The sequence below is a fragment of the Solirubrobacter ginsenosidimutans genome, assembly GCF_027587205.1.
In genome coordinates this window covers 39644-52250 of sequence record NZ_JAPDOD010000061.1, presented here as the reverse complement: position 1 = coordinate 52250, position 12607 = coordinate 39644, and the positions used below count along the sequence as shown (strand labels likewise).

Annotated in this window: 12 protein-coding genes; 3 read left to right on the top strand and 9 right to left on the bottom strand. The window is 70.1% G+C overall.

All coding sequences use genetic code 11. The features are described from left to right. Positions 1-231: 231 nt before the first annotated feature. The 5 genes from rpsF to OM076_RS38565 form a co-directional block, all read right to left on the bottom strand. A complete protein-coding gene (gene rpsF, locus OM076_RS38585; protein WP_270045516.1) occupies positions 232-609 on the bottom strand; it encodes a 30S ribosomal protein S6 in 378 nt (125 codons plus the stop codon). A 560-nt stretch (positions 610-1169) separates the two neighbouring features. After that, a complete protein-coding gene (locus tag OM076_RS38580; protein WP_270045515.1) occupies positions 1170-2639 on the bottom strand; it encodes an alpha,alpha-trehalose-phosphate synthase (UDP-forming) in 1470 nt (489 codons plus the stop codon). 69 nt (positions 2640-2708) lie between these two features. Then, entirely contained in the window at positions 2709-3839 is a 1131-nt protein-coding gene (locus OM076_RS38575) for a S1C family serine protease (RefSeq protein ID WP_270045514.1), read from the bottom strand. Next, positions 3836-5296 (bottom strand): sensor histidine kinase, encoded by a 1461-nt coding sequence (locus tag OM076_RS38570; RefSeq protein WP_270045513.1) that lies wholly within the window; start codon positions 5294-5296, stop codon positions 3836-3838. Before OM076_RS38570 ends, OM076_RS38575 begins: the two co-directional genes overlap by 4 nt. A gap of 6 nt (positions 5297-5302) precedes the next feature. Then, the gene (locus OM076_RS38565) at positions 5303-6013 is read right to left on the bottom strand and encodes a response regulator transcription factor (RefSeq protein ID WP_270045512.1); all 711 of its coding nucleotides are present in this window, start codon (positions 6011-6013) and stop codon (positions 5303-5305) included. Between the two features lie 52 nt (positions 6014-6065). On the opposite strand from OM076_RS38565, the gene OM076_RS38560 reads away from it, so the two are divergent. From OM076_RS38560 to OM076_RS46555, 3 genes are all read left to right on the top strand, one after another. Beyond that, on the top strand, positions 6066-7910 hold the full coding sequence (locus tag OM076_RS38560; RefSeq protein ID WP_270045511.1) for a M28 family peptidase: 1845 nt from the start codon (positions 6066-6068) through the stop codon (positions 7908-7910). Next, positions 7907-8608: a class E sortase gene (locus tag OM076_RS38555; protein WP_270045510.1), complete on the top strand. Its 702-nt coding sequence runs from the start codon at positions 7907-7909 to the stop codon at positions 8606-8608. Before OM076_RS38560 ends, OM076_RS38555 begins: the two co-directional genes overlap by 4 nt. A gap of 167 nt (positions 8609-8775) precedes the next feature. Next, positions 8776-8895 (top strand): flagellar biosynthesis anti-sigma factor FlgM, encoded by a 120-nt coding sequence (locus OM076_RS46555; RefSeq protein WP_270045509.1) that lies wholly within the window; start codon positions 8776-8778, stop codon positions 8893-8895. A 21-nt stretch (positions 8896-8916) separates the two neighbouring features. Here OM076_RS46555 and thiL read toward each other — a convergent pair whose 3' ends face one another. From thiL to OM076_RS38530, 4 genes are all read right to left on the bottom strand, one after another. Further along, a complete protein-coding gene (gene thiL / locus OM076_RS38545; RefSeq protein WP_270045519.1) occupies positions 8917-9825 on the bottom strand; it encodes a thiamine-phosphate kinase in 909 nt (302 codons plus the stop codon). Positions 9826-9835: 10 nt separating this feature from the next. Further along, positions 9836-10054, bottom strand: coding sequence for a translation initiation factor IF-1 (gene infA, locus OM076_RS38540; protein ID WP_028064451.1), 219 nt, complete (start codon positions 10052-10054; stop codon positions 9836-9838). Between the two features lie 2 nt (positions 10055-10056). Continuing rightward, positions 10057-10260: a cold-shock protein gene (locus OM076_RS38535; RefSeq protein ID WP_270045508.1), complete on the bottom strand. Its 204-nt coding sequence runs from the start codon at positions 10258-10260 to the stop codon at positions 10057-10059. A 126-nt stretch (positions 10261-10386) separates the two neighbouring features. Continuing rightward, on the bottom strand, positions 10387-12525 hold the full coding sequence (locus OM076_RS38530) for a transglycosylase domain-containing protein (protein WP_270045507.1): 2139 nt from the start codon (positions 12523-12525) through the stop codon (positions 10387-10389). Positions 12526-12607 lie beyond the last annotated feature (82 nt).

Here is a 12607-nt window from a genome sequence, read left to right as displayed (position 1 = left end):
GACCGGGACAACCGCGAGTGCGGGACACACTGACCAGCCCACGCCCGTAACTGTCGGTATCCCAGCGCGAGATTTCGGGCAAACAGAGCCGCGCCGAGCGGCGGACGGCGGCGAGTCAGTCCCGGAGGGTGCGCCACTCCCCCTCCCCCACCCGGCGCAGTTGACGTTCGTCCCTTAAACACAAAGCGCGCGCCCAAAGGACGCGCGCGAAAGTGAAACCAGCGGGACTAACTAGAGCTCGGCAGGAACCGGCTCGGCAGGAGGCGCCGTGGTGGGCGTCGCCGAGGGGCGCAGGTCCGGCGGATCGGGCGTGCCCGGCCGCAGCTTGATGATCCGGTGACGCAGGACGCCGTCCGTGATCTTGAGATTGTGGTCGAGCTGCTCGAGGAGCTCGTTCTCACCCCGGAACTGGATGAGGTGGTAGTCCGCTTCGGCCTTCTTACGCACCTCATAGGCGGTCTGACGGGAACCCCAGTCGTGCCGTCCGATGAATTCGCCGGTGCGATCGATAAGGTCCGCGATGTCCGCCACGATCTGTTCACGACGCTCGGCTTCAACAGCCGGGTCGAGAAGCAGCGTGAGGTCGTAGATGTGCTGTCCGCTCGCCATTGCGGTCCTCACGGTAGCAACGTGGGGCGAACCCGCCCGCCTGCGTGCCTATCAAGAGCATGCGGCGCGACGTCCTGCGGCGAATTCGATGGGGCAATGTGTCCCTCGCCGTGGCTGTACTGACCGCCCTGGCCGCCGTCGTCGTCTGGCCGCTCGTCACCGCCACCGCCCCGTCGCTACCCCCGGACACGGCCCGTCCGTTGGTGAGTGACCAGGGCCCGCCCGCCGCCGAGAAGGGGGGAGCCGCCAAGACGCGAGGTGGGCCGAAGTCTCGGACCGGCACGAAGTCGGGCGGCGGGGCGAAGGGACGCCGCGGAGCCAAGGCGCAGCGCCGGGCCAAAGGTCATCGCCGGGCCAGATCGCGTGGTCGGCCGACGAGGTCACGCGGGGCGAAGACGCGCGACGGCGCGAAACCGGAGCGGGCCGGCTCGCGCGACGAGGCGACGTCGCCCGCCGGCCCGCCGGCCGCGCCGCCCCCGCCCCCGCCCCCGCCGGCCATCGCGGCGCCGCAGCGCGGCGCGAGCGGCGAGTTCGGGTTCGAGGGTGGGTGAAGTGGCGGGTCAGCCGGGCGTGGCGGACGGTGAGCCCGCCTTGGCGCGGATGTCCGCGATCTGCTCGTCGATCCAGTCGCCCGGGTCGCGGGAGGTGACGATCTCCTTCAGGCCGCGCGCCCGCCGCTCGCGCGCCTCGGGGGACATCATCAGCGCGGAGTAGATCGCGTCCGCGAGCTCCTGGACGTCGAAGGGGTTCACACTCAGCGCGAACTCGCCCAGTTCCTCGTGGGCGCCGGTGTTCTCCGACAGGATCGAGACGCCGTGGCGCTCGTTGACCAGCGGCCCTTCCTTGGCCACGAGGTTCATGCCGTCGAACATCGCGTTGACCATCATCACGTCGTAGTGCTTGTAGGAGGCGACGGCCTCGTCGAGGTCGTCGCGCAGCTTCAAGTCGATCGGCATCCAGTCGGGTGTGCCGTGGCGATGGTTCACGACCGCGACCAGCGCCTCGATCTTCTCCAGGTACTCGGCGTACTCGGGCACGTCGGTCCGCGAGGGCATCAGCTGCGCGGTGAACGTGATCCGCTCGGAGAACTCCGGATGCTGCTCGAGGAAGATGTCGAAGGCGGTGAACCCGCGCAGGACGTTCTTCGAGAGATCCGCGCGGTCCACGCGCAGGATCGAGTACTCGCGCCGGCGCGACAGCACCCGCTCCTCGTACTCCCGCACCCGCGGGCGCCGGGCGACGGCCCGCGTGGCCTCGTAGTCGATCGGCAGCGGGTACGCGCGCACCCAAACCTCACGCCCGTCGCAGACCACGACGCCCCGCTCGAAGTCCACCTCGAGATCCAAGAGATCCCGGCAGCACTGCAGGAAGTTGCGCTGGTAGGAGCGGGTGTGGAAGCCGATGATGTCGTTGGCCAGCAGGCCGTGGTAGATCGCATCCCGCATCGGCGTGGGCAGCACGCGCCAGGCGTCCGGCTGGGTCCACGGGATGTGGACGAAGTGGTGCAGGAAGACGTCCGGCCGCGCCTCGCGGACCATCGCCGGCAGCGTGTAGAGGTGGTAGTCGTGGACCATGACGACGGGCTCGTCGCGGCCCTCGATCTCGTCGATGACGGCCTCGGCCAGGTCGCGGTTGACCTGCTGGTAGCCCTCTTCGAAGGCGACGACCTCGTGCCGGCGGATGTCCGGGGCGTTGCTGAGGTCCCAGAGGTAGTGCTGGATGAACCACAGCATCGGGTTGGCGATGATGTTGTAGAAGCGGTCGTAGGCCTCGTCGTCGGACTCGACGAAGCGCACGCGGAAGGAGCCGCCCTCGGGCGCTTCGACCTCGAAGGGCTTGCCGCCGTGCTCGCGGGCGACGTCGACGTCGTGGTCGGTCATCGCGGAGGCGATCCAGATCGCGTCCCGGTGCGAGGCCAGCCCGGTCAGCGCCGTCACGAGCCCGCCCGTGCCGCGCTTGACCGAGCCGTCGTCCTGATAGGTCACGGGGCCTCGGTTGGAGACCAGGACCAGGGCCGGTTGCTCGGTCATGAACCTTGACGATATCCGGACGGGACGCGTTCTACGCGCGGGCGCCACCGCGAGGTAACCAACAGCACCTCAGCCGCCAAGCGGACGCTCGTCGAGCTTCACCTTGATCGTCTGAGTGTCGCCACCGCGGTGGATCTCGACGTCCGCGGTCTGACCAGGCTTGAAGCGCGAGATCGCGCTCGAGAGGTCGTCGGAGTTCGTGATCGCGTCATCGCCCACCTTGGTGATGACGTCGCCGCCGCGGGCGAACGGCACACCCTGGAAGACCTCGCGGCCGCTTCCGCCGCGCAGTCCGGCGCGAGCGGCAGGCCCGCCGGGCGTGACCTCCTGGACCCACACGCCCTTCTCCACCTTCAGCCCGAAGTGGTCGACGAGCTGCGGATACAACGGGACGGAGGAGACGCCGAGGTAGGCGTAGCGAGCCCGGCCCTCGTCGCGCAGCTGCCCCACCGAGCGCTTGACGACGTCGATCGGCACCGCGAACCCGACGCCCTCGCCGCCACCGGACTTCGACTGGATCTGCTGGTTGATCCCGATCACCCGCCCGTCGGAGCCGACCAGAGGACCACCCGAGTTGCCCGGGTTGATCGCCGCGTCGGTCTGGATCGCGCCCGAGATCGCGAACTGGGTCAGCGATGCGACGGAGCGGTCGATCGCGCTCACGATCCCCACCGACAGCGACTGCTGTTGCCCGAACGGCGATCCGATCGCCGCCACCGGCTCACCCACCACGACCTTCTCGCTGTCGCCCAGCGGCAGCGGCTTCAGCGTCAGGCCCTTGGTGTCCACCCGCAGCAGCGCGACGTCGGCGTTGGGGTCATGCCCGAGCACCTTCGCGCCCACGCGGTTGCCATCGGCGAACTCCACGTAGACCGCCGAAGCGCGCTTGATCGCGTTGCCCTCGCCCGTGGTGACCACGTGCGCGTTGGTGACGATCTCGCCGTCGCCGTTCAAGACGAACCCCGACCCCTCGCCGCCCTCGGACCCGAACTGCGAGAGCACGGTCACGACGCCCGGCGCCTCGTCGCGGTAGATCTTCTGGGCGTCGAAGCCGCCCTCGGAGCCGATCGAGGCGACGACCTCGTCGCGCGACGAAGCGGTCGGCGACGGCTCCTTAGAAGCGGTGCTCGACCCCTTGTCCCCGCACCCGGCCACAAGCAGCGCCACGAACGCGCCCGCCACGGCGAGCCGCCGGGTCATGACGGCAGGACCAGGGAGAACGTCGTCCGGCCCGGGCCCGAGCGGACGGTGAGGCGACCGTGCATCCGCTCCGCCAGCTCGCGGGCGATCGCCAGGCCGAGCCCGGCGCCGCCGGCGGCCTGCTCGTTGGACGTGAAGAACGGCTCGAAGATGTGGGGCATGTTCTGGCGCTTGATCCCTAGTCCGGCGTCGGAGACCTCCAGCCGAACGTGCCCGTTGGAGCGGGCGGCCGAAACTTGAACCCCGGTTCCGGGCGGAGTGTGGCGCAGCGCGTTGTCCAGCAGGATCCGCAGGACCTGGGCCACGCGCTCGGGATCGCAGTCGAGCTCGATCGGCTCGGGCCGCAGGTTCAAGGTCACGCTGGACGAGTGCTGTGCCGCGGCGGGGGTGAACTCCGCCGCGACCTCGCGCGCCAGCTGGCCCACGTCAGTCGGCTCGGGTCGCAGCTCGAGCGCGCCCGCCTCCAGCCGCGACAGGTCGAGCAGCTCGACCGCGAGGTTGCGCATCCGATCGACCTGCCCGCGGATCTGCGCCAGGAACGCCCGCCGGGTCTCCTCGTCGAGGTCCTCGTCGGCGAGTAGCTCGAGGAACCCGCCGAGCGAGAAGATCGGCGTCCGCAGCTCATGCGACGCGTTGGCGATGAACTGCTTGCGCGCGCGGTCCAGCCGCGCCAACTGCGACTGCATGTCGTCGAACGCGGCCGCCAACTGGCCCAGCTCGTCCTCGGAATCCGCGCGGATCGGCTGCGAGAAGTCGCCTGAGGCGACCTTGCGCGCCGCCCGCTCGAGCCGCTTGACGCGCGCCGCCAGGGCACGCGCGACCAGGTACCCCGCGAGGATGGCGATCACGAGCGCGATGCCGCCGGAGATCAGCACCTGCCGCCGGATCAGTGCGACGTTGTCCTGCACGTCGGAGAGCGAGTCGGCGAAGACCGCGACGTACTTGCCGTCCTTGATGCGCTCGTCGACGATCGGCTTGGCGGCGAGCGTCATCCGCCCGTTCTGCGTCGTGACGACGGCCGACGCCTGGCGGCCGGTCCTGACGGCCTCGCGGGTCACGTCCTGGACGTCCCGGCTCGTCGCGCCACCGTCGGGCGTCGAGTCCGAGACCAGGAACGCCCCCGCCTCGCGCGACGCCATGACGATGATCTCGGTGCCGATGCGTTCCGCGAAGCGGCGGACGGCGGCATCCCGGTCGGCGTGGATGCGCTGCATGTCGCGCGCGCCGTCCTTCGTGGGCACCGGCTTGTCGCCGTAGAACTCGCGCGGCGTGTAGAAGAACTTGCCGACGTCCGGCGTGTACTGCGTGCTGCTCGCCCGCACCTGGTCGAGCCGCTGCGATGTCAGCGACGCCTCCAGCCGCGGAGTCACCGAGAGATAGATCGTGCCGATCGCGCCGATGATGATCAGCGCGAAGATGACGGCCAGCCGGTTGCGCAGCGACCGCAGCCCCGGCAACGCCCCCTACCCCTCCTCGTCGCGGAAGCGGTATCCGACGCCGCGCACCGTGAACAGGTACTCCGGCTCCTTCGGATCCACCTCGATCTTCTCCCGCAGGTGGCGGATGTGCACGTCGATCGTGCGTGGGTCGCGATACGCGGAGTCCCCCCAGACCCGCGCCAGCAGCATGTCCCGCGTGAACACCCGCCCAGGTGAGCGGGCCAGCGCGAGGAGGATCTCGAACTCGACGTATGTTGTGGCCACGATCTCACCCTCGCGCGCGACGGTGCGCTTGCCGGGGTCGATCCGCAGGCCGCGGACGTCGATCGGGCGCTCGTCGTCGCTGTCGGTGCGCGCCATGCCCGAGCGTCGCAGCGCCGCCTTCACCCGCGAGCGGAACTCGCGCATCGAGAAGGGCTTGGTGATGTAGTCGTCCGCGCCGAGCTCGAGACCGAGGACCTTGTCGATCTCCTCGGACTTGGCGGTGAGCATGATGATCGGGACGGTCTCGCCCTTGGCGCGCAGCCGCCGGCACACCTCCAGCCCGTCCATCCGCGGCAGCATCACGTCGAGAACGACGAGGTCGAAGATCTGCTCGTCGAAGCGCGCCAGCGCTTCTGCGCCGTCTGCCGCCTGCACGACTTCGTATCCATCGCGCTGGAGCGGGAAGGACAGGAGCGTCTGGATCGGCTGCTCGTCATCGACGAGGAGGATTCTCGGGGCTCGGTCTGCCATGACCTGTGCAATGAGAGGATAGATGGGGGCTAACCGATTAACCTCGACGGAGGTGCTGGATGCCCGCGTGTACCGGACCGCTTTCCTGCCAGCGCTCTTTGCGCTGTTCATTGCCGCGTTCGCGCTCGCGGATCGACCGGACCCCGCACGCACCTCTTTGCCCTCGGATGCCTTCACCGCGTCGCGTGCCTTCGGAAGCGGGGCGAACCCCGAACCGCAGTCGCTGAACGGCCTCGCGCAGGCCTTCCCGGATCGCACCGCCGGGTCGTCCGGAGACAACCGGATGGCCGACCTCGTCGAGCAGGTCTTCAAGGCGCCCGACGACGCGGGCCAGCGCGCGCCGTTCACGGTCAAACGCCTGATCACGCCGAGCCGCGCCGGCGATCTGACCACCGTGATCGCCACCCGGCCCGGGCAATCGGAGCGCCGGATCGTCGTCCTCGCACACCGCGACGGCAAGGGTCTCGCCGATCTGTCCGGCACCGCGACGCTGCTCGAGCTGGCGCGGGTGCTCAAGTCGCGCGAGCTGCGCAAGACGCTGGTGCTCGTCTCGACCTCCGGGTCCACGACCGGCTTCGCGGGCGCCCGCGACTGGGCGAAACGCGAAGGGGGCGACCAGGTGGACGGCGTGATCGTGCTCGGCGACATGGCGGGGACCAAGCTCGCCAAGCCGTGGGTCGTCGGCTGGCCGCAGAGCGCCGGACCGACGCCGCTGGGTCTCGAGCGCACGCTGCAGGCCTCGGTCCGGCGCGAGGTCCGCAGTGAGGCGGGTGGCCCGAGGGCGCTCGGCCAGTGGATCCGGCGCGCGCTGCCGATCACCGTCTCCGAGCAGGGCGCGATCGGCGGCGAGGGTCTGCCGGCCGCGCTCCTCTCAGAATCGGGCGAGCGCGGCCCGGCCGCGGACGAGCGGGTCCTCGAGACGCGCATGGACGCCTTCGGCAAGGCGGCGCTGGACGCCGTCGGCGCCATCGACGCCGCCGGCCCGCGCGACGGACCCGCGTTCGGAGACGCGCCGAAGGGGATCGTGACGCTGCGCAACGTCCTGCCGGACTGGGGCGTCCGGCTGGTGGTCGGCTCGCTGCTGCTGCCCGCGCTGCTCGCAGCGCTGGACGCCTTCTTCCGCGCGCGCCGCCGGCGGGTGCCGATCGGCCCCTGGCTCGCGTGGCTCGCCGTCGCCGCGGTTCCGCTGCCCGTGGCGTGGCTGTGGCTGCGCGTGCTCGGCGCCGCGGACGTGATCGAGGTCCCCGACGGGCCGGTGCTACCGCACCTCTACACGCTCGACACGAGCGGCTACGTCGCGATGGGCTCTGCGCTGCTGGCCGGTGCGCTCGCGTGCGCGCTCGCCCGGTTCGCCGCCGCCGCGCTGGGCGCGGGCCGGATGACGGCCGGCGAGCCGGACGCCGATGGCGTTCCCTCGCGCCGCGCGCGGCCGGTTCCCGGGGTCGACGGGCTCGCTGTCGCGTCCGGGGTGTGGATCTGCGCGCTCGCGGCGATTACCTGGGCGATGAACCCTTACGCGGCCGGCGTGCTCCTCCTCGCCACCCATCTCTGGCTGTTCGCCGCCGGCGGCTGGCGCCGCTGGCCCGCGTTCGTCGCCGTGCTCGCCGGCCTGGCGCCGATCGTGCTGATCGCCGTCTACTACAAGCTCGCGCTCGACCTCGGCCCGCTCGGCCTGGCGTGGGGTGCCGCGCTCGCGGCGGCCTCGGGTTCCGGGTTGTGGTCGACGTTGCTGCTGGCGGGCGTCCTGGCCGCATTCGCCGGGGTGATGCGAGTGCTCTTCGCCCGCCGCCGGCTGGGTGCTGACGGGCCCGCGGGCAAGTCGATCAGCACGCGCGGGCCCTTGAGCTACGCCGGTCCGGGTTCGCTCGGCGGCACCGAATCGGCGTTGCGCCGATGACCGTCGCCACCCGCAGCCGCGTCCGCTCGACGCTGCGCCTGCTCTCCACGCTGTTGATCGTCTCCGGCAGCCTGCTGCTGGCCGACGCCGGTGCGACGCTCGTCTGGGAGGAGCCCGTCTCCTCGCTCTACGCCCAGTTCCAGCAGGGCGACCTGCAGGACCAGCTCGACCGGTTGGAGCGCGTCAAGCCGACCCCGGTCGAGGAGAAGGCGCTCAAGAAGCTCCCCGACCCGGAGCGCCGGCTGGCGTTCGCCGCCCGCTCGCTGGACCGCAAGACCCACGAGGGCGATGCCGTGGGCAAGATCCTGATCGACCGGATCGGGCTGTCGTCGGTGGTCGTGGAGGGCACCGACGCGGGGGATCTGCGCAAGGGCCCGGGCCACTACCCCGGCACGCCGCTGCCCGGCCAGCGCGGCACCGTCGCCATCGCCGGGCATCGCACGACCTACGGCGCGCCGTTTCGCAAGATCGACAAGGTCCGCCCCGGGGACGAGATCAACGTGGTGATGCCGTACGGGCGGTTCACCTACAAGGTCGAGCGCACCCGCATCGTCGCGCCGACCGCCGTGTGGGTCACCCAGCGCGTCTCATACGACCGGCTGATCCTCTCGGCGTGCCATCCGCTCTATTCGGCGGCAAAGCGAATCGTGGTGTTTGCGAGGCTCATCCGAGCGGTCCCGCGCGGCGCCGCGGCGTGACATCGGGCGACGACCCCATCGACCATTGTCCGACGCAGGACGATGAGGCTCATATGACGGTGTCGGAAGTCCGATATGTACCGCGAGCCCGGGTGACGGGCCCGGCTCGCGACGGTGGACGGCGTTTTGAACGCTCGTCCCCATCGCCCCCTCCCAAGGATGGTGCGGTGACCAAAGTGCAACAGCTCCAAGCGAGCATCGAGCGCGGGACCTACACGGTGGACAGCAAAGCTGTCGCCGCGGCGATCCTCAAGCGTCTCCTTCTCGAGGACAGGGCGCAAAAGTGAGCGGTTGGCGGAACTAGCCAGCTAGTGCTCGTATCCCCGCCAGGCTTCCGAGCCTGGCGGGGCGTTCTTCCAGATCACATCCGGAGGCCCATCCACCACCTCGCCGATCCAGGTGAGCTCCGCCGTGTCGCAGGACCGTGCGATGCAGGCGCACAACTCGAAATCCTCTCCGCCGGTCGCGCCCAGCTTCGCCGGCGACAGACCCAGCGCTCGCGCGACCTCCGCTACCCCCTTGGCGAGAGGCAGCGCCGACGCATCCAGTTCGATCCGCACGCCGCTCGTCTCGGCGAGCCGCCGTGCGTCCGAAGCCAGTCCGTCAGACAGGTCGAGCATCGCGCTCGCCCCCGCGTCTGCCAGCGCCCGCCCCGCAGCCAGCCGCGGGCGCGGGCGCAGGTAGCGCTGGACCAGCTCCTGCGGTCCGGCCGCTCCATCGAGAATCGCCAGCCCCGCCGCCGCCGCGCCCAGCGTCCCGGTCACCCCGACCCGGTCGCCCACCCGCGCGCCATCGCGGCCCACGAGGGCGTCCGCCGTCTCCGCCCACCCGACGACGGTCACCGCGAGTGTCAGCGCCGGCCCGCGTGCGAGGTCCCCGCCCGCGATCGTCACCCCGCACTCGCGCGCCAGCGCTTCGGCGCCGCGGTGCACCGCGATCACGTCCTCGTCGCCCAGCGACGGTGGGAGGACGACCGACAGGTACGCCTCGCCCGGCGCGGCTCCCATCGCGGCCACATCTGAGAGCGCACCCGCGAGTGCGCGCCAGCCGGCATCCTCCGGCGTCGCCTGGCCAAGCCGGAAGTGCGTGCCGTCCACCATCACGTCCGTCGAGACGGCGGCATACCCGCCGGCGCGGACCACCGCGGCGTCGTCGCCGATCCAGCGCACGACGCGGGACCCGGGACGGACCGCGAGGACGTCCCGGATCGCTCCGATCAGCGCGAGCTCACCGATGGCGGTAGACGATCCGCGCGCGGTTGAGGTCGTACGGGGAGACCTCGACCCGGACGCGGTCGCCCGGGAGGATGCGGATGCGGAAGCGCCGCATCTTGCCGGCCACGTGGCCGAGCACCTCGTGGCCGTTGTCGAGCTGCACCCGGAACATGGCGTTCGGGAGCGCCTCTACGACCTCACCTTCGAACTCGACCTTGTCTTCCTTCGCCAAAGCTATATGACCCTGACGTTCGTGGCCTGCGGGCCCTTCGTGCCCTCGCCCAGCTCGAACTCGACCTTCGCGCCCTCGGCCAGCGTCCGGAAGCCATCGCCTGAGATCCCGGAGAAGTGGACGAACGCGTCCTTGCCTCCGTCATCGGGCGTGATGAAGCCGAAACCCTTCTCGTCGCTGAACCACTTCACGACACCAGTAGCCATCTGACAGCACTCCTCTTGGATCCAGCATGCGCGAGGGGTGCTGCCGGCACTGCCTTCCCGCATACCACCATGACCGCGCCCGGCGGCCCTGACGGCGCAAGTTGTACCAGTCCTGAGCGGTTGGGGCTAGCCGTCGGTGGGCGCTTGCGTCCCGCCGCCGTCGGTCCCGCTCGGCGGTTGTTGCGGAGGTGTTTCGTAGGCGTTGGGATCGAAGTTCCCGTTGCCGTTGCCATTGGCGTTGTCGGCGGGCTTCTTCTCGGTGCCGCCCTGGGAGTCGTCACCGGGGGCGGACTGCGTTCCGGGCGCGATGCCGGGCGCGTCGGGATCGACCTTGTCCTTGTCCTTGTCGTCCTTGCCGCCCCTGCTGGCGTAGTGGCCGGAGAACGGCTGGCTCTGGAACGGCTCGGTCGGCTTCTTGAAGTCGCCGCAGAACTTGCCGACGGCCTGCTTCATGTACTCGCCCCAGATGTCCGCGGGGTAGGTGCCGCCGTCGATGTTGCCGCCCGTCGGGGCGTACATGCCGTTCATCGACGTCGCGGTGGAGCCGGGGAAGCCGACCCAGACCGCCGTCGACAGCCGCGGCGTGAAGCCCACGAACCACGCGTCGATGTTCTTGTCGGTCGTGCCGGTCTTGCCGCCCGCCGGGCAGCCGATGTTGGCGTGGGTGCCCGTGCCGCCCTGGATGTTCTGCTGCAGGATCTTGGTCGCCTCGTAGGTGACGCCGTCCGAGAAGGCCTTCACGCGGTGCACGCGCCAGCGCGGCGGAAGCTTGACCTTCTTGCCGTCGCGGTCGACGACCTTCTCGATCATCCGCGGGCGATTGCGGTACCCGCCGTTGGCGATCGTGGCGTAGGCGCTGGCCATCTCGAGCGGCGACACGCCGTCCTCGAGGCCGCCGAGCGACTCGGCGCAGAACCCGTTGAGCTTTGACTTGATGCCCATCATCCGCGCCGTCTCTTTGACCTTGTCCGGACCGAGGTCCGAGGTCAGCTGCGCGTAGACGGAGTTGTCGGAGGCGAGCGTGGCGCGAACGAGGTTCATGCTGCCGGCGCCCTTGCCGCCGTAGGTCTTGACCTGCCAAGGACTGGCCGCGGAGCCGCAGGGCGGATCGTTGAGCTCGATCGGCGAGGTCGACGTGTACGTGGTCGAGTTCGGGTTCACGCCCTCGCGCAGCGCGGTCAGCAGCACCATCACCTTGAACGAGGAGCCGGGCTGGCGATGGCCCTGGGCGGCGAGGTTGAACTTCGACTTGCCGTACTGCTCCGACGACGCCATCGCGACGATGTTGCCGTTGGCGGGATCGATCGAGACGATCGCCGAGGACGGCCCGATCCCGGCGAGCTTGTTGGCGATCGCCGCGCGGGCCTCCTTCTGCTTCTTGAGGTCGATCGTCGTATAGACCTTGAAGCCGCCGCGCTTGACGGCGTTGCGGCCGTATTCCTTGATCAGCTCGGACTGGACGTAGTCGAGCACGTAGCGCTCGCGCGCCTTGCGGAAGTAGCCGTCCATGTGCAGGCCGAGGCCCTGCTTCATGGTCTTCTGCGCCGTCGCCTGCGAGATGTAGCCGAGTTGGGCCATCTTGCCGAGGACCTCGTTGCGGCGCTGCTTGGTCCCGCTCTGGTTGAGCACCGGCGAGTAGGTCGAGGGCGCCTGCGGCATGCCCGCGAGCATCGCGGCCTCGCGCAGGGTCAGGTCCTGGACGCGCTTGTCGAAGTAGAGCCGCGCGGCCGCGCCGGCGCCGATCGCGGACTGGCCGCCGACCGTCCCGTAGGGCACGGTGTTGAGGTACTTGCCGAGCACCCACGCCTTGGAGTACTTGGCCTCCAGGTCGCGCGCGAGCTTGGCTTCCTTGATCTTGCGCTTGTAGCCGTCCAGGCCCGACCGCGTGTCGTCCTGGGTGTAGAGGTTGCGGACGAGTTGCATCGTCAGCGTCGAGCCGCCCTGCACGGTCTTGTGCTCGGTGGCGTTCTTGACCGCGGCGCGGATGATGCCCTCGTAGTCGACGCCCTTGTGCTTGTAGAAGCGCTCGTCCTCGATCGCGACGGTCGCTTCGTTGAGGACCTTCGGGAACTGATTGGACGCGACTTCGCGGACCAGGTCGTCGGACTGGATGAAGCCGAGCCGGGTCTTGCCGTCGGAGGCGAAGACCTCCGTCAAGCCGCCCGGGTCCTTCTGTTTGAGGCTCGAGAGGGCGGGTGCGGAGTTGGCCGTGCGCAGCACCCATGTGACCGCGGCACCGGCCACGGAGGCCGCCAGGAGGAGCACGACGAAGACGCCGAGAGCGATCCACCGACCGTAATGGGCGCCCTGACGGCGCCGCCGTATGCGCGCAGAATGACTCAAGGGC

Bases quoted from the DNA above. Each gene is read 5' to 3' on its own strand.
- rpsF (WP_270045516.1), bottom strand. From the start codon at position 609: ATGGCGAGCGGACAGCACATCTACGACCTCACGCTGCTTCTCGACCCG.
- OM076_RS38580 (WP_270045515.1), bottom strand. From the start codon at position 2,639: ATGACCGAGCAACCGGCCCTGGTCCTGGTCTCCAACCGAGGCCCCGTG.
- OM076_RS38575 (WP_270045514.1), bottom strand. From the start codon at position 3,839: ATGACCCGGCGGCTCGCCGTGGCGGGCGCGTTCGTGGCGCTGCTTGTG.
- OM076_RS38565 (WP_270045512.1), bottom strand. From the start codon at position 6,013: ATGGCAGACCGAGCCCCGAGAATCCTCCTCGTCGATGACGAGCAGCCG.
- OM076_RS38555 (WP_270045510.1), top strand. From the start codon at position 7,907: ATGACCGTCGCCACCCGCAGCCGCGTCCGCTCGACGCTGCGCCTGCTC.
- OM076_RS38535 (WP_270045508.1), bottom strand. From the start codon at position 10,260: ATGGCTACTGGTGTCGTGAAGTGGTTCAGCGACGAGAAGGGTTTCGGC.